We start from the raw sequence: 21,043 nt of genomic DNA on the forward strand, positions 1-21,043 counted from the left end.
AAGGATATAACAATGTCAGTTGGCCAAATTTTATTAAACAAAAAAGATTTCCGCATTTTAATGCGTGACACTTTAGAAAAACACCTTACTCTCGGACATCCTTTATTTAAATATTTAATGGATGAAGATAACCCAAACAAGGAACTACTTAAATATACATCATTACAAGGCTATCAGCTTACCAAGCACTTTTTAACTTATATCGAATCCCTATTCTTCTATTGCCCTATTCCAAAACACAAAAACGCACTGCTACATAACATGTATGAAGAAGAAACCGGAAGATTGTCAAAAACTAAAAACCATGTCGTCCTTATGCAAGATTTCATAAAAGCAATTGGTATTAACGATAAAGAGCGAGACTCAGCAGTTGCGTTACCCCAAACACAAGCATTGATAGATTACAGAATGAACCCATGTCAGGACCCTAAATTTTACCATATCGGGGCTGCTGCTGTTCTTGTTGCAAGTGAAGGTCAAAACTTAGAAAGCGTTGGAGAGCAAGCCCGTCACAATATTTTGGGCAAGGTATACAACTTAACGGACGAGGATTTATTGTTCTTTTCAGTACATCAAGAAGAGGATGTTGGTCACGTTCAACAAGGTTTAGCACTACTTTCCGACCTCTGCACTACACCTCAAATGCAAATGGAAGCTATAAACGCGATAGACAAGACCTGTCAATTATTTTACGGAATGTATCAAGGTGTGTACGAACATTTTGGCTACGACAAAATACGCTTAACTTCGCAAAGTGACATTGCTCTTTTGGAGGTGTAATGGAGTTCACTCATCAAAAAAAGGTCATCGCTATTATAGTTGGCGTACTAGTAACTTTTTGGGCATCTTCAATAAAAGGTAGTTACCAGGTTTACTTTCTAGACCTTGCTAGCATTTGTGGGTTAGGTAGAGGAATGTTCTCACTGAGTAGTGCTCTGTTTGGCTTATCTATTGGAATCCTATCACCAATAGTTGGTTGGATATGCGACAAGATTGGCCCAGCTTTAACCATCTTATCTGGCGTTATTGTTGCAGTTTTTACATATACTGCCATGATACTCCCATTTAATTTTGAAGTATTCTTAATCTTGTTTGGTGTATTGGCCGCTTATGCGCTAACAGCAATGACATTTGTTCCATTAGCGTTATTAGTTGATCGTATATTCGAAAATAAAAATAAAGGCATGGCGTATGCTGCAATTACTAATGGAACTGCGATTGGTTTTATGGTTTTGTCTCCATTCTGGGTATGGCTCAACACATTTCTAGCGTGGAAAGACATCAGTATGATTATCGTCATGGTATTCGCTGGCATTATACTCCCGGCTAGCATTTGGTTATGTAGAACATTTCCCCGTAAAGATTTTATTATTCCTGATTGCAAAGGTAAGGATTCTGAACGTTGGCATCATTATTTACGAAAACCATTATTCTTACTGTTAGCGCTTTCATTTGGAGGTTGTGGTGCATCAATGGCTTATCTCGATGTTCATCTAGTTCCGTTGCTTCAAGAACGTTTCACCGCTCAAGAAAGTAGCACTACTATCGTTGCCTCATCATTAAGCATACTAGGAGCTGCAGAGCTAATCGGAGCATTTATGACCGGGTACATTCTTCGGTTTTCAGCTCCAGCCTTAATATTATCACTATTGTATGCAATAAGAGCTACAGCTCTAATAATCATCGTATTCGCAGATGATTTTATAATGTGTTTAATATTTTCAATTCTTTTTGGAATAAGCTATATGGGAACGGTGATTGTAACTTCATTAATGTGTCTAAAAGCATATGGAGAAAAAGTAAAAGGAAAAATATTTGGGTGCCTTTTCACTGTGCATCAAATATTTGTTTTCGGCACTGTTTGGCTAGGCGGGTTAAGCTACGATTGGACACAAAGTTACGATTTAATCACCTGGGTAGTTGCTGGCTTATGTTTGATATCAATGGGAACAGGTTTTGTTTTTTATTATTCAAACATGTTTAAAGAAAACTCTAAACAACAAGTAGCTCTGACTTCTTAATAAAATTGTGCGTATAGGATACAAAGGTAATAAAATGGACAATTCAACTCTAGCAATACACTGTAAGTTCCCCTCATTAGACGACGCACACGCCGCATCAATAGCCATGACTTCAGCGTACGATTTCTCAAGTGCAAAGGAAGCGAGTGACCGATTTAGTGGTCTAGTAGAAGGTAACGTATATAGTCGATTTACTAACCCATCAGTTGCCCACTTTGAAGAAAAGTTAGCAATGATGGAAAACGCAGAAGACGCAGTGGCTTTCTCATCGGGAATGGCAGCTTACTTAGCTCTTGCGATGACCTTTCTAAAGCAAGGCGATCATATTCTGATGGCAAGCGGAATCTTTGGGACAACCACACACCTTTTTCGTCAATATTTTGGGGAATTTGGTATTGAAGCAAACTGTATAGAGGTCAATGATAACGATGCTTGGTACACTGCTATCAAGCCCAACACTAAAATGATACTTGTTGAGTCACCAACAAACCCATTACTAAAAGTAGCAAATATCGCTTGGCTATCCGATCTTGCTAAAACACACGGGCTATTGCTTGTAGTTGATAACACCCTTCTATCTCCGGTAAATCAACGGCCACTAGAGCATGGAGCTGATCTCGTATTGCATTCAACGGGTAAATTTATCGATGGACAAGGCCGTACTGTCGGCGGCGTTATTGCTGGGAACAAAGACTTAATATACTCATTAAAAAAATATCTTCGTAGCTCAGGCACCTGTATGAGCCCTTTCACGGCTTGGGTATTGAGTCATGGGTTAGATACATTGTCAGCTCGAATGCACCTTCATGTAGAAAATGCCATGAAAGTGGCAGAGTGGTTAATTAAACAACCACAGATTGAAAATGTTTATAGTACTTTTAGCAAAAATCACGAACAGTCAAAGATAATCGAAACTCAACAATTAGGACATAGCCCTATAGTTAGTTTTCAGTTGTATTCTAATCAAGCTGAGGCTTGGGAGTTAATTGACTCTCTTGACGTAATTTCTCGCTGTACGAATATTGGTGACACCAAAACCATGGTTACACACCCTGCAACTACAACTCACGGACGATATACACCAGAAGAAAAACACTCTTATGGCATTAACGACGGCTTAATACGGCTATGTATTGGGTTAGAAAATCCGAGCGATCTCATCAATGACCTCAAGCAGTCGTTAGTACGTTCAGAAAACAAGTTGAGGAAAGTCGTATAATGAAGATAATAGTATTAAAAACTTTAGTTCTTATCACAGCAATTACCACTTTATGCAGCCATGCATCTGTTCAAAATCGGGCACTGGAGGAACATTTTAAGTATTCATTCGTTTCGTTCGAATCGAACAGCATAATCCCACTAACGATAGCTGGCCGTTTATCTAAGCCAAATGATGTAGACGGTTTATTACCAGCAGTGATCATCGTCCATGGTTCAGGAGGAGTAGATGAGCGCGGAACTATATATAGTAAAGCATTAAACTCTATTGGTTTTGCCACACTTGAAATTGATATGTGGAGCGCTCGAGGACTTGAGGGAGGATTGTCAAGACCCAAACATGTTAATGAAACGCTTCCTGATATCGAAGCTGCCGTAACTTATCTAAAATCGCGTAAAGACATTGATGAGGATAAGTTGGGGCTTATTGGTTTTTCATGGGGAGGTGTCGTTGCGATGCTGACATCTAGGCCAGATAAGATCCCAGAAATAAAAGCGCTAGTTGCAAATTACCCCGTTTGCTGGGCATACAATAAGGTGCCGGGATACTCGTTCCAAAACGTCGCCGAACATAAACGGCTGATGATTGTATCCGCTCAAGATGACAAATATGATGGGCCAAAAGACTGCAAAAATTTAATAAGCCAATTACCCGAACACAGTAAGGCGAATGTCACTTTAAAAAGTTTGGCTAATGCAACTCATGCCTTCGAGTTGCCTCGCCCAGATTCTATTTTTTTTGACCCCTATGCTTACCAAGGTAAAGGGGGAGATGTCCCATTAAAATACAACCCTGAAGCAACTCTCATTTCCACTCAATTATCCTCTCAATTTTTCATTGATCACTTACAGTAAGGCTCTAAATATGATTAAGTTTTGAATAACTAATTTAAAACTTAATCATTTAGCTGCAAGCAATACAGAGTTAACGAGGCAAGGATTGGTATTTCCGTTTCCATGCACTACGAAGCGCCTTGGCTTGGGGGAAACCAGCCTTATATGCTGCAACTTCAATAGTTTCCCCTTTTCCAAGGTAGTTTTTGGCTTCTTCCAAGCGAAGCTCAACCAGATACTCTCGAATAGTTAACCCTGTAGCATTCTTAAACTCGCGCTGCATATGGCGAAGCGAAACACGAAATTTTTGAGACACATCTAGCAGGACTAGTTTGTCCCCTAAATGACTTTGGAAGTAGTCTTGTAAGCTATGCACTAAAGGAGAAATATGATTTCGGAAACCTAATTGTTTAGAGATTTGCGGATCGTTTGCCATTCTCCTTCGATAAACTACGAGTTCACGCGCAATATCCATCGACAGAGAAGTATTTTTGATTTCTTGAATAATCTGTAACGCCATATCAATACCAGCGGTCACTCCAGCACTTGTAAATACTTGGCCATCTTGTACAAAAATTCTATCTGGTAGTACTGTCGTTTCCGGAAAGCTATTCGCTAGCTGTTGAGTTAGCTTATGGTGTGTAGTACAAGAACGTCCATTCAACCAACCCGACAACCCAAGTAAAAACGCCCCCGTGCAAATGCCCAAAATTTTTGTGCATGCCTTCGGGGTTTCCATCAGCCACTTTATGCAGCTCTCACTCTCGGGGTTTCTATAAATATCATCTTGGTAACTCGATGCACAAACCACCAAAATAGCGTTATCACTCAAAATTGACGGAAGTGGTTTTATCCCCGATAACGTTAGTCCTTGATGGCTGCAAAAAGATGGCTGAGCGCCTACATAGTGCAACTTAAGCTTAAGGCCATGACTTTGAGCTTCATGGAAAGCTTGGCATGGGCCCGCTAAATCGAGTAGGTGGGCATCAGGGGTCAATAGAAAATAAATGTCCGTATTTGTTTCTCTAGTACTTACTTCAATCACTACACTCGTTCCAATATTATTTTTCCTATTCATATCAGCGCATAAAATTATTGTCAAAATATTACCTTAAAAGAATAAATATTTTCTCATTATCATTCCATTCAGTCCGTTATAGAGGAACTCTGACGGATCCCCTCATATTTTCCCTAGTCCTGCATTGTGCGTGAGCCTTTGATATTCGAACATTCCCCATTGATATTGGGATTCGTTAAATTGATATCGCCGATGATTTCGTACCTCTCTCCCTAGACGAAGTATGGATAGAACTCGGCGGTGTTTAATGCTGTTGGCTTGGAAGTCAAAGTGCCATTTGGCTTGTACTGCAATGAGGCCATTCCACCACATCAAGATTTCAGCGAGTAACGCAGTAAGAAGCTGGATATCCAATCGCTTAGTACAACGAGTCCTGTTGTGACGAAGTGCGATCCCATAGGCGGTACTCTTTAGATCTCGGAAGGCTTCTTCTATTTGCATGCGCTTGGTGTACAGGTTGGTAATTTGTACTTCATTTAAGATATGTCTAGGGGCATTGGTCGCGAGTAACCACGGCTCCTTTGCACTGCGTTGATAGAGATGTGTAGCGGAGTGTTTTTGGCTGGTTCTGCTATGGCGCTGGGCTTTTCTGCCTTTTTCTAATCCTTTATAAACATAGGCTTCACAAGATATCGGTGATCTCTTTGCTAATAAGCAGTGGCCAAGATACTTGGGTTTATAGATAGCGTTTGGATAAAAGGTTTTATTTGAGACCCAAGGTTTTTGAGGTTGTTTTATTGATACTTCACCTCGGACACGACCTAACCAAAACCAACCTTTCGCCTGAACTTGTCTGAACCAAGTATTTCGAAAACCCGCATCAGAAACGATGATCGGACTGATTTTTTTAGGAAAAATACTCTGTAATTTATTCTGTGAATACAGAAAACCACGGGTTTATCCGTGGATGAATGCCAATTCCAAAATTACAGCGTAAGCTGTTTGTAATTTTGGTCAACGCTTTAGCGTTGTCACGGTAAGTACCCCGGGCATGCCCGGGGGAATCTTCCTAGGAATATTTGGTGACTTTTCGGTGAATTGTATTGGCCATATTCAAAAACTTGTTCAAAGATTGTGATGGCTCGACCATCAAGTTGTAGTGGATGAGTTAATTTGGCCACTTGATTGGAGGTTTGCAATACCTGAAATTATTTGTGAGATACTAATTTAGGAAAACCTCTAACAAGCTTATGTCCAAAAACGTGCCAGCACGATCTCAATTACCTCATCCCCTTTCTAAGGTTAACCACTCCCGATTACATTCCACTGGTTTACTGTTTTTCCATTCGCTTTTTATGGTTAAAATGCCTTATGGTACAAACAATCGAATTATAGATACTGGCGGGCTTTGCCACAGGTATTCCCCATTTACACGAAAAGACTGATTATGAATTTTGATATCAATGCACTGAAACACCACCAACTGGTCGAAGATGGTCAACTCGAAGGGTGTTACCTTCATCAGCCAGCACAAGGCAGCCAGCAAGACGATGACACTGTTTTAGCAGAGCGCCAAGCGCTAGAAAAATTGGGGTATAAGGTAGTACAGGTACAAGCTAAAGGTGGGGCAACAACCTTTGCCGAAGCTATGCAAAAGTTTGCGAAGAAAACGGGTCACCAGACCAAAGAGTAGGCGAATGGGTGTAAAGGGGCTTCCTATAACGGCTGATAGCCTTGGGATTTTAAAGCGAACACAACATAAAGCTTTTTAACAACAGCCGCTTAACTCGAATTAAAACACACCCCGTAAGTCACTAAACGGGGTTATAAGTACATGAGCTAAATCTCTGCTATAACTTTATTTATGTATGATGCAATAATCAACGAGAGCCATTGATATGTCTTGTTTTTTCCTTAATAAGACTAGGCCTATAACCGTGCCATTATTCACCTCATAAAACAGCCTAAAACCCGATTTTTTTGAACTCTCTGATACTAGTGACCCCCAACCTTACAAGCTCAGAACATCTAGAGTACATGTTAGGGTTATGGCTCACATTTTCTTCAAAGGCATCTAAAAGACTCTCAATCCCTTCAATGACTGATTTTTCATCATTCCATTGAGTTAGGTGATCAATCGAATCATTTAGCGAATTTTCAAATGTTTCCGTGTATTAAATTTCTGCTTAATGAGTCATATTTACCTTTGTTACTTACGGGCAGCTAATCGACTTCTTAAATCTCTAGACGAAGTTACACGATCTTGAACAACATCATTTTTTGCAAAACTAACCAGTTTCATTAGCACAATGGCATCTTGACGTTTTTTATGGTCTTCATACGACTCAACTACATACGTAGGTTTTCCATTTTTCGTGATCGTTAGTGGTTCACTTAAAGGCAAGTTAGCCGCATTTTTTTTTAAGAAACTGACGGTTTCTACGTTTGCTGTGTCCATAATCACTCACCCTGTTTGTATTTGTTGCTTTAGTTAGTTAAATGCCATCACTCATTCAATAGTTGTATTGAACTACCTGACTACTAGTTCAAATTTAGACTTTATTTAAACCGCTCTGCACAACCAAGACTGGACGCTTACCAAAACGAGTTTCGTATTTCATGCAATGCTTAATCAAAGTTGGCTTTTTGTAAGATCTCAATGAACGTCTTAATCTTGAGGTCTTCCGCTCCCTGTTTCGCGTAAAGACCAACGTTTCCTAGCTTAGAGTCATCAATCAGTAAGGTTTCGAAGCCTTTGTCTTTCATCCAGTCACACATTTTATGACTGTATGGCATGACAGCATTAGACATTCTCAACATATCTAAACTCGCAAAAAGAGAGTCAACGTCATAGACATCTCGCCCAACCACCTCAGTATCACGCCCGCCAGGCTGTGAATTTACGTGATCAGACAGTACAGAGTTATGTCGAGAGTGATCGGGGGTCACTTGGAGTATTGGAAACGCCAACATCTCACGTCTTAACAAACTCGGGTCTAAGTGTTTCTTCGTTAACAATGGATGTTTAGCTCGAACAAACACCGCTTCTTTGTCTTGAAAGAGTGGGTAAAACGTTACTTTGCATCGCTCATGCAGCCCATAGATTTCATGGCCAACAAACAAGTCGATATCGCCTTGAACCAAGTGGTGCATCAAAGACAAGTTGTTACCGAACTCTAAATGTAGCGAGCCCATTTGTTCTTGTTGCTTGTATTCCTCAACCGCCTTGCAAACAAATTGTTCCCACCAAGCTTCCCCAGTGCCGAGCTTCAATTTACCGGATTGGCGCTGCTGCATGTCGGTAAAGCGGTGCATTAACGACAGATGCTTTTCTTGCTGTTCTTGTGCAAACTCCCGAAACAACAACCCGTACTCGGTAAGCTCAACGCCTTTTGACTTACGAGTAAAAATAGCCACACCAACATCACTCTCTAATTTCTTGATCGCAGCGGTCAAGGAGGGCTGGCTAATATTCAGCTTTTCCGCAGCACCTTTAATACTGCCAGTATGCGCAACCATCAGAAAGTATCGGTATAGCTTGTTCATAGGATTCTCTTAGTTTGCATTCGATCACAAAATGCGAGGTTAGAAATTCAACAAATTAAACCACTGAACACAGTGCGCAGCGGATAGAGCTCATGATATAGGATTTTTCTATAGAGAGCATTAGTAATGCTATTTCCCAGTGTAAGATGAAATCACTATAGTAAGATCAATTAACTTATTAAGTGGACATTGAGATGGAACAGAAATGGTGGCATGACGCAGTGGTCTACCAAATTTACCCGCGTAGCTTTTTAGACTCGAATAATGACGGTATCGGTGACCTAAATGGAATCATCAGCAAACTCGATTACCTTAAAGAACTAGGCATTAATGTCATTTGGCTCTCTCCTGTTTATCAATCTCCAATGGACGATAACGGTTACGACATCTCCGACTACCAAGCGATTGCTGAAGAGTTTGGCACGATGGAAGAGATGAAACGCCTGATGGATGAAGCGAAAGAACGTGACATTAAGATTGTTATGGATCTAGTGGTAAACCATACGTCAGATGAGCACCGTTGGTTCGAGCAAGCACGCTCTTCAAAAGACAATCCGTATCGAGACTATTACATTTGGCGCGATGCAAAACCGGATGGCAGTGCACCGGATGACCAAGGTTCTATCTTTGGCGGAAGTGCTTGGCAGTGGGATGAACTCACACAACAATATTACTTCCATCTATTCTCGAAACGTCAGCCCGATTTGAACTGGGAAAACCTGAAGGTTCAAGAAGAAGTTCATACTATGATGAACTGGTGGATTGACCTTGGCATCGGCGGCTTCCGCTTAGATGTGATTGATCTTATTGGTAAAGAGATCGATAAAGGAATCACTGGTAACGGACCAAGGCTCCACAAGCTATTACAACAAATGAATCAGGCGACCTTTGGTAACAAGGATTTGTTAACCGTAGGAGAAACTTGGGGCGCAACACCAGAAATAGCCAAGCTATACAGTGGACAAGATAGAAGTGAACTTTCTATGGTATTCCAATTTGAGCACATTACCCTGACATGGGAGAACGGTGACAAATGGAACCCTATTCCGCTTGATCTTCGAGAGTTCAAAAATGTGCTGACCAAGTGGCAGCTTGAGCTGGCCGATGGTGGCTGGAATTCCCTTTTTTGGAACAACCACGATTTGCCACGTTTGGTTTCAAAATACGGTGATGACAAACATTTCCGAGTTGAGTCAGCAAAAATGCTGGCGACGTGTTTGCACTTTTTAAAAGGCACACCTTACATTTATCAAGGTGAAGAGATTGGCATGACCAATGTCGCTTTTGACAATCTAGACCAATATAAAGATATTGAAACGCACAATTTCTATAAAGTAAAAACGGAATCGGGTGTCACTCATGAACACATGATGGACGCCATTCACGAGAACAGCCGTGACAACGCTAGAACACCCATGCACTGGAACAACCAACCTAATGCAGGCTTCTCTGACGGAACACCTTGGATTGAGCTGAATCCAAACTACCCAGAGATCAACGTCGAAAGTGCGTTGGCTGATCCAAGTTCCATATTTTATCACTACAAGACATTGATAGAGTTACGGAAAGCTCACCCAGCGATTGTCTACGGTTCATTCATTCCTGTTTTTGAAGAACACGACAAGGTTTTCGCCTACGTACGTGAGTTGGATGGTGAGCAGCTATTTGTCGTATGTAACTTCTCAAACGACAACCTGACACTGGATATGCCTGAACAATACCAAACTCAGACGCTTGATTGTCTGATCAATAACTATCAAACGGTCACTGAGTTGTCAGCCAAGCTTGAACTGGCACCGTATGAATCATTTGCTGTAAAATTGTAATCATACGTTAAATTCAACCCACCAAAGGCAAGGTTCTCCTTGCCTTTTTTATTGACTAAAGCCATCGATTCTCTCCAACATTTCACATCTTAACCTAAGCAACCTAGCGCTTATTTTTGGATGGCTTTCATCACCCCAAAATAGTTTGAGCCCGCCTTCACATTTCTCTATACGCGCCACTTCACAAAACTATGGCGATAGCCTGTAAAATAGCACTGTATCGGCATTGCTATAGTTTTTTACTATATCAAAGGTGCGTTTACCTATTTCTCAAAGGCTAAATTAGTCGATACTATTTTCAGCAGATAATAAGAACTGATAGAAGTGATTATCGTTATGGATAACCTTCTGAATATGGAATGAAACTATGAAACCTCTATTGAAAACACTGTCTATTTGTACCCTTGCTGCTCTTTTCAATGCACCGGCTTTTGCTATGGAAGAAGGTGAAATCACAATCTGGATCAATGGCGATAAAAGTTATGCCGGTCTTGCTGAAATTGGTAAACAATTCGAAGAAGATACTGGTGTAAAAATTAACGTTCAGTACCCAGATTCACTGGAAGCTAAATTCCAACAACACGCAGCAACTGGCGGCGGCCCTGACATCATTTTCTGGGCACACGACCGTTTTGGTGGCTACGCAGAATCAGGCCTACTTCACGAACTTAACCCAAGTAAAGAATTCAAAGAAAAGCTTGTCGACTTCAGTTGGGATGCCGTGACAGTCAACGGTAAAGTTGTGGGCTACCCTCTAGCAATCGAAGCACCTTCTCTAATCTACAACAAAGACCTACTTCCAAACCCACCAAAAACATGGGAAGAGCTTGCTGCCATTCAGAAAGAGATGGCTAAGCAAAACAAAAAAGCCATCATGTGGGATGTAAAAAATGCGTACTTCACTTGGCCGATGATCTCTGCCGGTGGTGCCTTTGCGTTTGAAAAAACAGCAACAGGCTATGACGCTAAAAGCACAGGTGTTAACAATGCAGCGGGTGTTCGCGGCCTTCAATTCTTAGTTGATATGGTAAACCAAGGGGTAGTTAACCCGAATATGGATTACTCAGTAGCAGAAGCAGAGTTCACCAATGGCAATGTGGCAATGACCATTAATGGCCCTTGGTCTTGGGGTAACTTAGACAAGCTTGGTGTTAATTATGGCGTTGCTGAACTACCAACATTAAATGGCGGTAAAGGTAACCCATTTGTTGGAATCCTAAGTGCGGGTATCAATGCTGCGAGTCCAAATACTGATCTTGCTGTCGAGTTCTTAGAAAACTACCTATTCCAAGACGACGCTCTGAAAACCATGAATGATGACAAGCCTCTTGGCGCGGTAACACTAAAATCATTCCAAAAAATTCTTGAGAGCGATGATCGCATCAAATCAACCATGACGAATGCTGAAAACGGCGAAATCATGCCAAACATCCCGCAAATGACGGCTTACTGGTTCGCTGAAGGTGCGGCTATCGATAACGCAATGCAGGGTAAGCAAACCGTTAGAGAAGCGCTAGACACAGCAGCTAAGCAAATTACCAAATAACCTTTCCTCATATTAATATCCTATTGTCCTTTGGCACAGCGCATGCTGTGCCTTTTTTGTTTTGGAAATCAACTCGCTATGCAAATCCCTACTCTTTACCTAAAAGGTACGTTCAATGGTTGGGGGTTAGACACCCCATTGTTCAAAGAGCAAGATGGCTCCTATCGAGCAAACCTATGCTTATCTACCGACCTTTATCGCTTCAAAATTTCGGATTCAGATGGCACCAAGCAATGGACACTTTCAGGGCATGAAAGTGAAGCCACTCTCTGTGAATTGGAACAAGCAATGCCGCTTATCAATACACAAGGCATTGGCAATGACCTACTGCTCTCTCCCGCTGTCGCTGGTCAATACTCCTTGAAGGTGCAATTTGGCTCTTCGACGCCAACGATCACCGTAACCAAAGGGGAATACAATGATCTATCAACACCTCAACGAGAACCTGTAAACACACATCTGATAGAGGTAGCAGAGTCGCAGCCTAGCTGGCAACACCCTGAATTTGCAATGCCACATGACCAACTATTCCAGCAGCTCACCATCTCAGAGACACAGTCATTCCCGTTTGTGTTCGGGGATAATGTCGATGGTTACTATCATGGCGCAACCTATAGCTATGTAAACGGTGGTAAATATCGTCACCACCAAGGTTGGATTCTGGGAACCTTCGCCAGCTATACCAATGGCAAATTCAATAACAAGTTAGAGGCTGAGCGTGCCAGCCTGACGCCTTATGGTATTGAACATCATCATGAGAATAGTCGAGAGTCGCTGAGCCTAATTCAAGGTTCCAGACTCGTATCACTTACGGTTTCATCAACAAAACCGAGCGCTTTAAGCCTAATTCCAGAACTCAACATACCGACAACGCACTCTAAAGTTCATATTTCAGACTCAAACATCGTCATAGAACTCAGCCCTCAAGTTTGCCCAAACGGCTGCCCAAGATTTGTCGCCATCGCGAGCAACCATGCAGTACATGCGCGAGAGATCTCGCTAGACGCTCACCCTGAACTTCGCGACCTAGTTCAGCTCTCAGAGAGCAACGCAAAATTCATGCTCACGACGTCAGATAACCAAACTGAACTCATCGTCTATCTCGGCTTTGCTGAAACTCTTGAAGCCGCTAGCTCATTGGTTAATCAAGCGGTCAAAAGTAACGAACACGTTCTTCACCAACAGCGAGTTTATGAGTTCTTAACCAAGAATTATTTGTGGACCAACGACCTTGAATACAACCAAGCCGTCATGTGGTCGCGCCTTGCAAGCCGAACCTTTGTGAGTCATGAGTTCGGCACGGGCATATGGGCTGGATTACCTTGGTTCAAGGACTGTTGGGGTCGTGACACCTTTATCGCTTTGTCGGGCACAAGCTTGGTTAATGGGCTGTTTAGTGAAGCAAAAGAGATCATTGAAAACTTTGCGTCCATGCAGATGCTCGACGAAAATTCCACAAATTACGGCCGAATCCCGAATCGAGTGACCAGTAAAACGAACATCATTTATAACACCACCGATGGTACTCCTTGGATGATTCGTGAAGCCCTTGAGTACATCAACTACTCTGGCGATGTGGCGTTCGCTAAGGCCATTTACCCCACTCTCAAGCGTTTCATCACGGGTGTCGAAAAACACTACTTGAATGAAGATAGCTTGAATAAAGATGGCTTGAATGAAGGTAGCCTGAATAAAGATGGCTTGAATGAAGGTAGCCTGAATAAAGATAGTCTGATGGCACATCGCCACCCTGATACGTGGATGGATGCAAAAATTGATGGGATGACACCTTGGTCTCCTCGCGGTCCTAAAGCCAATGACATCCAAGCTTTGTGGTTTGAAAGCTTAAACTGCGCTATTCAACTCGCTAATCTGGTGGGCGACTCTGAATCAGAAAAGAGCTGGACAATCCAAGCTGGAAAAGTGAAAGAGAGTTTCGCCACCAAGTTTTGGGATGATACAAACCATCGCCTAGCCGATCATTTATCGCAAGGTGATGTGCCTGATTATAGCGTGCGCCCGAATCAGTTGATGACGATTTCAATTCCTCAGAAAAGTCCGCTGAATCAGAATGAAAGGGAGCAATACATCGTCAAGAACGCGGTAGAAACGCTATTGTTCCCATGGGGGATCTGCTCCTTACAACAAGAGCATGTCGATTTTCATCCTTATCACGACAATCAAGCCATGTACCACAAGGACGCGGCTTATCACAACGGGACGATCTGGGGGTGGAATGCGGGCTTTACCATTACGGCGCTCAACAAGTTTAAGCAGCAAGATCTCAGTTACCAACTATCCAAAAACTTGGCAAAACAGATCCTTACACAAGGCTGTAGAGGGACAATGAGTGAGAATTTAGACGCTTTCCAAGATAGTGACCGCGACCTTGTAGAATCAGGGACGTTCGCTCAAGCCTGGTCCGTTTCAGAATACGCTCGTAACGCGCAACAGGACTATTTGGGATATTGCCCACGCTTATTGGACAATCAGATACACCTAACACCAAACTTCCCAAGTTGTTGGAGCGAATTAGTGGCTTCGTTGCCTTTTGGTCAAGGAAACCAGCTACGACTGTCATTTGAATCCAAAAATGGGATTTCTCATTTCAAGATTCAGTCAAATCTAGAAGATACGGTAAGCCCCGAAATCACATTGGTGCTTACGCTAGACATAAACCATGAGTCTGTTGCCGTAATCTCGACACCATTAACACAATCGTTGGAGATCATGATCGACAGTCACCAACAACAGGTCACAGTTAACGACAAACAAGCGCAGTTTGAGATTCAACCAAAGCCAAATAACGCCATCTTACGCGATTTACAGTTTGCCAAGCCCGACTTTGCAAGGCAACACAACAGCTTGATGAGCAAGGACTACTTGTTGAATAAACGCAATAAGCAAAAATTGTCAGCAGCTAAGGACTAACTTCGCTGATATTAAGCCTATCGCTTTATAGACGTATAAAGCGATACGGCTATAACGCGATAAAAAGCAGGCCTAATACACCATTTACGAAGACAAAACGGAGTTAGGCCTTCTTTTATTGTCTAAAAATAAAGTCGATAAAATCCGGGAATCGCAACGACCAAGCCAGTTCATTGTGTTGATGACCTTGCCCTTCTTGATAAAAAAGCGTCACGTTCGGCTTTTGAGCGAGCAACGTATTCATTGCCCTTGAACCACTCAGATAAACGTCAGCAAAATCTACGCTTGCCTCTTCACGAGCTTCATTCGTTCCCATATCCATATATATTTTCGTTGGAGACAGAAAGTTAAACTCTTTCATATACTCAAAGTATGAGGGTTTATTGAACCAAAACGCCGGAGAGAAAACCCCAAGCACGCCAAAGGTATTCTGGTACAGTGAGCCACCATATAAGCTAATTAGCCCGCCCATTGAACTGCCAGCAAGGTACGTAAACTCTCGATGCGGCTTTGTTCTGTATGTTTGGTCTATATAAGGCTTCAATGTATGACAGATAAACGCCATATATTCGTCCCCTTCGCCACCAAATTTAAGCAGTTCATCACCAACACCCAGCTCTTTTATCTCTTGGTTAGCGCGCCAAGGCGAATACTCATTATAACGCTCCATGCCATTAAGCTCATGACTGCTGTCGATGGCGACAACAATTAACCCTGATAACTTACCGAGCCTTTGCATCTCATCGAGTGTCGTTTGTGCATCCCAACACATCCCATACGTCGCTGTAGACTTCTCAAAGACATTCTGTCCATCATGCATGTATAAGACAGGATAAGCGTGCTCTTCTTGGTGATACCCCGCAGGAAGGTAAATGCGGAGCGTTCGAGTTCGATTCAACTGTGGAATAAAGAACTCATCGATAATAATCAATTCAGATTGCATAACGATCTCTAAACTTGAGGTGTCTATAAATTCAGATATAAAAAACGCCCCTTTAAAGGAGCGTTCTATCTTTATCTCTATCTCTATCTCTATCTCTATCTCTATCTAAGCGACTAAGATACTGGGCTGCTAAGCCATTAAGCCTACTAATCTATTAAGTTATTAAGCTAACAAGCTATTTTGCGTTGACGGCTCGCACAAAAGCTTCTTGTGCACCTTCAACATTAAGCGCCTTCGCTTCATCTAACAAACCTAAAGCTTTCGGTATATCACCTGACTTCACCGCATTTTGTATAGCGGATAAATAGAAGTCTTTTGTCTCTTGCTGCACACGTATCTGCGAGTCTGCTTTCTTAGGTACAACAGCTGTTGCCGTCGCTGCCATAGCGACAGGGGCAGCAGCGACTGGCGCTACGGCAGGTTTAGCTCGGTAAGGGCGAAGTTTTAAAGTTTTAATTTCTAACTCTAAACGACCACCTAATTGATTGGTGTATACCGGATCGGTGACCATAGGCATCACCTCACCAAATTCTTTCGCTCTCACCTTTGCTGGGTGATCAACTTTCACCTTATTGCCAAGTTCATCAGCAGGCGTGTAGATAACAATATAAGGTGTCTTACTCGCATCAATACGCAAGCGCTCAATGTAACTCGTGCGAGTAAAAGCGTCGGATGCCTGAACCTTAAAGTCTTCAAACTTCAATGTTTGCACTGGCTTAAAGTTTTCATCTAGAAGCATGGCTTCTGGAGCAAAAACTGAATCATCGATCATCAAGCTCGATAGCTTAACGACCATCTCCCCAGAGCGTTCGCTGAACTTGAACGCTGCAAAGTGGCTATTACCTGTTGTAAATGTACCTACAGGTGATCCCAAGTCGATATCAAACTTTAAATCTTCATTATCATTCAATTGTGCGTATGGGTACTGCGAAAAATCGCTGCAGCATACTTCTGCATTAGTGGGTGCATCGAGTTTAGTTTGAACCTGAGCATCGGAAGCACAACCGCTTAGCAAGGCACCTAGTACCACGGCTAACATAGAGCTTTTATTTGTCATTGTAATCTCTCTCACTATTGGTTGTTGGGGGAAACGGAAAAAGGCAGCCAATGGCTGCCTTATACTTTAAACGGTTTAGAACCAAATTTCAGTGTGTACACCGAATACAAATTCGTCTTTACCGTTATCGATACCAATTTGTTTAGCACTTGCTTCATCATCAGCTTTAATGTAGCTAATGTAAGGCTTAACTTGTGGACGACCGAAGTAGTCAGAGTTTGCTGTAAATGCAGTTGCAATTTCTAGGTTAAGAATATCGCTCTCTACAGCATCACCAGTGCGACCCCAGTAACCTTCATCACCTTCTTCATGTGCATAAGAAGCCGTAGCTTCTAAGCGAATGTTGTCGTTCAGTTTGTAAGAAGGACGAGCAGCAACCATGTAACGAGTCAAACCGTCAGCACCAAACAATTGGTCAAGAGCTGTAAAGTACACTGCTTCCGTACCTAACTGCCATTTTTCAGAGATGTTAAGCACACCGTAAGAAGTCAAGAATAGTGATTCTTCTTTATCACCGCCACCAGACCAACCACCGAAGTTAACACCACGGTTTTTCATTACGCCAGAGCCATAAGCAATTACGTTTTGAGTCCAACCGTCTAGGCCATAGTAACTTGTATTAAGCGTTACAGCTGCACCGATACCGTCTTCGTTCTCGCCGCCATTGATGTTTTGCTGACCATATTTAAAGTCAAAGTCTAGGCTGCCGATACCCGCATCCACGCCGTAGTAGTACAAGTCAATAGAAGAGAGTGTCTGTCTTTCTTTTGCACCATCTTTCTTGACTTTACATTCATTCGGGTTTGTCGATGTAGTACCATCTTTTTGCTTACAGTCAATCGCGTAAGAATCTGCAGAACCTGCATCAGGATCAGCCATTACATAAGCGATACCAGCAGTATGTCCTGCAAGCTTAGTTTGAATACCGGCACCAATACCAGATGATTGTTTCCAAAACTCACCAGATAAAAGACCTGCTGCACGGTTTAGGTAACGTTGACCACCCCAAATAGAAGTGTCTTCACCTAAAATACCGCCGAGCTCAACGAAAGCTTCTTTTACTTCGAACTGAGAATCATCATTCTTCTTTTGTCCGCCTTCAGAAGAATAAGCGTATGAGTTACCGTTACCATATTCAGTACGAAGAACGTAGTCGGCCCACACACCATTTTGGTACTCAGAGTGCTTCTTAATTACAAATTCAACTTGGTTAGTACTCTTACCGTGAGTACCCGCTGTTTTGTAATCTGGCTTACCGAATTCAGTGTCTACTGTTTTACCGTCGACAACACGAACGTTAGAAGACATGTAACCGTGAACTTCCCAGCCGTCAGTGATAACGTCAGTAGGGTTTTTCACCTCTACTTCCATTGAAGAGTCACCACTTGTTACATCAAGTGCAACGTCATTTTCTGCGAACGCTGAACCAGCGACAAGTGCAGAAGCCACTGCAGCAGCAATCAAACTTACTTTTTTCATTCTTAACTCCATTAAGGACGATTTATTTTAGGTTTTATATTTTTGCTCTCTTGCGACAACCAAAGGCAGTAATGGTGGGCGTAAGATAGAGAGGTTTAGGGTTTCCCCTGATTCGTTTCAACGGAGCCAATATTAAGAGGGGATGACAAGTTTGACTTCCTCCACCCCGAACTAAATTAAGGGGGATGAGAAGGGAGTAGAGTTTATACAGAATGGTATTTTAAAGGGTTGGATCACTTAATCTAGGAGGAGTAGACAGCACACAGATCTAATTATTCAGCATAAGTGAGATCTACTTCAAATATATAATTTGAACTTCATCGATGAATTATTTTTCAACAAAATTTATTCTATGAAGTTGCTTGACCTTAATGGGACAAAGCCTTTTACTAATAGTTCACTGATGTTGATAAACGAACAAGAAATCAAGCAATGACTAGAACGCTCGCTCGCCCTTATCCACTAGGCGCAACGCTAGGTAACACTGGCTGTAACTTCTCAATTTATTCCCCTGACTGTAAATCCCTTTCTCTCGCTCTTTTTGACGAGAACGATGAGTTCACCACTTATAAATTGGAAAATGAATACGCTGATATCAGATATGTATTTGTTGATGGTATTAAAGCGGGACAAAAATACGGTTTCATTGCTGAAACTGATAATGGCCCGATCTTACTTTCCGACCCTTACGCTAAAGCAATAAGCGAACCGCTCGATTACGCAACGCCATATACCAATGAAAAAAGCTTTTCGATGGCGAAGTGTCTCGTAGTTGATGACACGTTCGATTGGCAAGATGTCGAAAAGCCGCGTATTAGCCGCGAAGAGACCGTTCTTTTCGAAACCCATGTTAAAGGCCTATCTCAACTTCACCCAGAAGTCGCGACCAATACAAAAGGCCGTTATTTGGGGTTAGTTAGTCCCGAAATGCTTGCATTCTATAAACAGCAAAACATCAATTCTCTACAACTTTTACCCATTGCTGCATGTATGCATGAACCCCACCTATTGGATATGGGGAAAGTGAATTACTGGGGTTACAATCCATATTTGTTTATGGTGCCAGACCCACGCTACGCAGAGAAAGACGCCGTAAGTGAACTCAAAACCGCGATTCGAGAACTGCACCGCAACGGTATCGAAGTCATTCTCGACGTCGTCTACAACCACACAGCAGAAGGCGGGGAAGGTGGTACAACCTTCAACCTAAAAGCACTGGATAGCCGCTACTACATTAAGCATGGCTGTCATTACGCGAACTTCACCGGTTGTGGTAACACGGTCGACCTCACCCACCAACCAGCACTTAACTTAGTCATGGATACACTGCGCTACTGGGTTAGTGAGTTCCAAGTCGACGGCTTCCGTTTTGATTTGGCAGCAACACTGGGGCGCGAAGGCGATAACTACAATCCTGAGGCTGCTTTCTTCAAAGCCGTCGCCCAAGATCCGGTATTGAAAGAAACCAAGTTAATTGCAGAACCATGGGACATCGGGCCAAATGGCTACCAAGTTGGCAATTTTCCGTTGGGGTGGAATGAATGTAACGACAAACTGCGAGATATCACTCGTAGCTTCTGGCGTGGTGATCAAGGCTACTTAAAAGAGTTTGCGACTCGCTTAATGGGCTCTCGTGACATCTACAGTGCCGCACACTGGCCGTACAAATTAACCGTCAACTACATCACTTATCATGACGGTTTCACCATGCAAGATCTTGTTTCTTATAAACATAAGCACAATGAAGAAAATGGTGAGAGCAACCGCGATGGACACGGTGATAATCGCTCTGAAAACTATGGTGTAGAAGGTAACACAGAAAACCTTTTGGTTATCGCAACACGCGAAAAGCAAAAGCGTAACTTCATGGCTAGCCTGTTATTTGCATTCGGTATTCCACATATTTTGACGGCCGATGTGTTATCTCATACTCAAAAGGGTAACAACAACGCGTACTGCCAAGACGGGGTCACCAGCTGGCTCAACTGGGAAGATTCCGAGCGTAAGACTTACTTCAAGGCTTGGTTATCTGAGATGATCTCCGCACGTCAGCAATACATGGTGCCGTTTATCAAAGCGTTCAGTGGCGATAAACGTAATTCTAACCGTATATTCTGGAGCCGTGTTGATGGCACAATCATGGAACATGATGATTGGAACCGTTTAAGCTCTGTAGCCTTACATTTAGGCATCGGCAAGGATGGCGACGAGTTGATTTATCTGATCAACCAAACCAACGCACCTGCTCGATTTTCTTTACCGAGCGACCGTCAGCAAGACTGGGTAACCATCTGTGATACCAACTTGCGAAACGTGAAACCGGGTCATGCCGAAGGTGAAATGCTGTTATCTCCCGTTTCAATGGCAATTTTGCACTATTCGCCAAACAAGACTGATTCGGTTTAGGTTTAGGTTTAGGTTTAGGTTAAAAGCCAAATCAGCTTAATAGAACACGCGAAGCCATAGAAGCCAGTTATGTTTATGACTGGCTTTTTTATTAGCTGAACGTCACAAACTCAATTTTTTATATGGAACATTTTGCATTGATGTGATTACGAAAACTGTTTAGTATGGCCGTACTATAAAAATGAATCTATAACGTCTTTGGATATCATGGCTTTACC

The 21,043-nt window shown here is 42.4% G+C and carries 16 protein-coding genes; 9 read left to right on the top strand and 7 right to left on the bottom strand.

The window, feature by feature from the left end:
- Nucleotides 1–12: 12 nt before the first annotated feature.
- The 4 genes from OCV44_RS16535 to OCV44_RS16550 are packed head-to-tail and all read left to right on the top strand — an operon-like array spanning nt 13 to nt 4,094.
- The gene (locus OCV44_RS16535; RefSeq protein WP_139683750.1) at nt 13–780 is read left to right on the top strand and encodes a TenA family transcriptional regulator; all 768 of its coding nucleotides are present in this window, start codon (nt 13–15) and stop codon (nt 778–780) included.
- Nucleotides 780–2,021 (top strand): MFS transporter, encoded by a 1,242-nt coding sequence (locus tag OCV44_RS16540; RefSeq protein ID WP_102461745.1) that lies wholly within the window; start codon nt 780–782, stop codon nt 2,019–2,021. Before OCV44_RS16535 ends, OCV44_RS16540 begins: the two co-directional genes overlap by 1 nt.
- A gap of 34 nt (nt 2,022–2,055) precedes the next feature.
- Complete coding sequence (locus tag OCV44_RS16545; protein WP_102536781.1) at nt 2,056–3,240, top strand: aminotransferase class I/II-fold pyridoxal phosphate-dependent enzyme; 1,185 nt, start codon at nt 2,056–2,058, stop codon at nt 3,238–3,240.
- Entirely contained in the window at nt 3,240–4,094 is an 855-nt protein-coding gene (locus OCV44_RS16550) for a dienelactone hydrolase family protein (RefSeq protein ID WP_102461743.1), read from the top strand. Before OCV44_RS16545 ends, OCV44_RS16550 begins: the two co-directional genes overlap by 1 nt.
- Nucleotides 4,095–4,164: 70 nt before the next feature.
- Here the strand turns inward: OCV44_RS16550 and OCV44_RS16555 are convergent, their stop codons facing one another.
- Both OCV44_RS16555 and OCV44_RS16560 read right to left on the bottom strand, forming a co-directional pair.
- A complete protein-coding gene (locus tag OCV44_RS16555) occupies nt 4,165–5,175 on the bottom strand; it encodes a GlxA family transcriptional regulator (RefSeq protein ID WP_133146392.1) in 1,011 nt (336 codons plus the stop codon).
- 78 nt (nt 5,176–5,253) lie between these two features.
- Nucleotides 5,254–6,036 carry an IS4 family transposase gene (locus OCV44_RS16560; protein WP_315973254.1) on the bottom strand — a complete coding sequence of 261 codons (783 nt, stop codon included), beginning with the start codon at nt 6,034–6,036 and terminating at the stop codon, nt 5,254–5,256.
- Nucleotides 6,037–6,538: 502 nt separating this feature from the next.
- Between OCV44_RS16560 and OCV44_RS16565 the strand changes: the two genes are divergently transcribed.
- Nucleotides 6,539–6,784 carry a response regulator gene (locus tag OCV44_RS16565; protein ID WP_139683749.1) on the top strand — a complete coding sequence of 82 codons (246 nt, stop codon included), beginning with the start codon at nt 6,539–6,541 and terminating at the stop codon, nt 6,782–6,784.
- 516 nt (nt 6,785–7,300) lie between these two features.
- Here OCV44_RS16565 and OCV44_RS16570 read toward each other — a convergent pair.
- Together OCV44_RS16570 and OCV44_RS16575 are read right to left on the bottom strand one after the other, a co-directional pair.
- Nucleotides 7,301–7,549 carry a type II toxin-antitoxin system Phd/YefM family antitoxin gene (locus tag OCV44_RS16570; RefSeq protein ID WP_139683748.1) on the bottom strand — a complete coding sequence of 83 codons (249 nt, stop codon included), beginning with the start codon at nt 7,547–7,549 and terminating at the stop codon, nt 7,301–7,303.
- A gap of 170 nt (nt 7,550–7,719) precedes the next feature.
- Entirely contained in the window at nt 7,720–8,637 is a 918-nt protein-coding gene (locus OCV44_RS16575; protein WP_139683747.1) for a LysR family transcriptional regulator, read from the bottom strand.
- 194 nt (nt 8,638–8,831) lie between these two features.
- Here OCV44_RS16575 and OCV44_RS16580 point away from each other — a divergent pair, with 194 nt between their 5' ends.
- From OCV44_RS16580 to OCV44_RS16590, 3 genes are all read left to right on the top strand, one after another.
- Entirely contained in the window at nt 8,832–10,463 is a 1,632-nt protein-coding gene (locus OCV44_RS16580) for a glycoside hydrolase family 13 protein (protein WP_139683746.1), read from the top strand.
- Nucleotides 10,464–10,830: 367 nt separating this feature from the next.
- Nucleotides 10,831–12,009, top strand: a complete 1,179-nt coding sequence (gene malE / locus OCV44_RS16585; protein ID WP_004732148.1) for a maltose/maltodextrin ABC transporter substrate-binding protein MalE — start codon at nt 10,831–10,833, stop codon at nt 12,007–12,009.
- Between the two features lie 30 nt (nt 12,010–12,039).
- Nucleotides 12,040–14,940, top strand: coding sequence for an amylo-alpha-1,6-glucosidase (locus OCV44_RS16590; RefSeq protein WP_139683745.1), 2,901 nt, complete (start codon nt 12,040–12,042; stop codon nt 14,938–14,940).
- 115 nt (nt 14,941–15,055) lie between these two features.
- Here the strand turns inward: OCV44_RS16590 and OCV44_RS16595 are convergent, their stop codons facing one another.
- The 3 genes from OCV44_RS16595 to OCV44_RS16605 form a co-directional block, all read right to left on the bottom strand.
- On the bottom strand, nt 15,056–15,883 hold the full coding sequence (locus tag OCV44_RS16595) for an alpha/beta hydrolase (RefSeq protein WP_139683744.1): 828 nt from the start codon (nt 15,881–15,883) through the stop codon (nt 15,056–15,058).
- 175 nt (nt 15,884–16,058) lie between these two features.
- A complete protein-coding gene (locus tag OCV44_RS16600; RefSeq protein WP_139683743.1) occupies nt 16,059–16,940 on the bottom strand; it encodes a MalM family protein in 882 nt (293 codons plus the stop codon).
- 75 nt (nt 16,941–17,015) lie between these two features.
- Nucleotides 17,016–18,419 carry a carbohydrate porin gene (locus OCV44_RS16605; RefSeq protein WP_139683742.1) on the bottom strand — a complete coding sequence of 468 codons (1,404 nt, stop codon included), beginning with the start codon at nt 18,417–18,419 and terminating at the stop codon, nt 17,016–17,018.
- Nucleotides 18,420–18,851: 432 nt separating this feature from the next.
- Here OCV44_RS16605 and glgX point away from each other — a divergent pair, with 432 nt between their 5' ends.
- Nucleotides 18,852–20,825 carry a glycogen debranching protein GlgX gene (gene glgX, locus OCV44_RS16610; RefSeq protein ID WP_009845870.1) on the top strand — a complete coding sequence of 658 codons (1,974 nt, stop codon included), beginning with the start codon at nt 18,852–18,854 and terminating at the stop codon, nt 20,823–20,825.
- Nucleotides 20,826–21,043: the final 218 nt, after the last annotated feature.

Origin of the sequence: Vibrio tasmaniensis, from assembly GCF_024347635.1 — a bacterium.
GTDB lineage: Bacteria > Pseudomonadota > Gammaproteobacteria > Enterobacterales > Vibrionaceae > Vibrio > Vibrio tasmaniensis.

Bases quoted from the DNA above. Each gene is read 5' to 3' on its own strand.
- OCV44_RS16535 (WP_139683750.1), top strand. From the start codon at position 13: ATGTCAGTTGGCCAAATTTTATTAAACAAAAAAGATTTCCGCATTTTA.
- OCV44_RS16540 (WP_102461745.1), top strand. From the start codon at position 780: ATGGAGTTCACTCATCAAAAAAAGGTCATCGCTATTATAGTTGGCGTA.
- OCV44_RS16545 (WP_102536781.1), top strand. From the start codon at position 2,056: ATGGACAATTCAACTCTAGCAATACACTGTAAGTTCCCCTCATTAGAC.
- OCV44_RS16550 (WP_102461743.1), top strand. From the start codon at position 3,240: ATGAAGATAATAGTATTAAAAACTTTAGTTCTTATCACAGCAATTACC.
- OCV44_RS16565 (WP_139683749.1), top strand. From the start codon at position 6,539: ATGAATTTTGATATCAATGCACTGAAACACCACCAACTGGTCGAAGAT.
- OCV44_RS16570 (WP_139683748.1), bottom strand. From the start codon at position 7,549: ATGGACACAGCAAACGTAGAAACCGTCAGTTTCTTAAAAAAAAATGCG.
- OCV44_RS16575 (WP_139683747.1), bottom strand. From the start codon at position 8,637: ATGAACAAGCTATACCGATACTTTCTGATGGTTGCGCATACTGGCAGT.
- OCV44_RS16580 (WP_139683746.1), top strand. From the start codon at position 8,832: ATGGAACAGAAATGGTGGCATGACGCAGTGGTCTACCAAATTTACCCG.
- malE (WP_004732148.1), top strand. From the start codon at position 10,831: ATGAAACCTCTATTGAAAACACTGTCTATTTGTACCCTTGCTGCTCTT.
- OCV44_RS16595 (WP_139683744.1), bottom strand. From the start codon at position 15,883: ATGCAATCTGAATTGATTATTATCGATGAGTTCTTTATTCCACAGTTG.
- OCV44_RS16600 (WP_139683743.1), bottom strand. From the start codon at position 16,940: ATGACAAATAAAAGCTCTATGTTAGCCGTGGTACTAGGTGCCTTGCTA.
- OCV44_RS16605 (WP_139683742.1), bottom strand. From the start codon at position 18,419: ATGAAAAAAGTAAGTTTGATTGCTGCTGCAGTGGCTTCTGCACTTGTC.
- glgX (WP_009845870.1), top strand. From the start codon at position 18,852: ATGACTAGAACGCTCGCTCGCCCTTATCCACTAGGCGCAACGCTAGGT.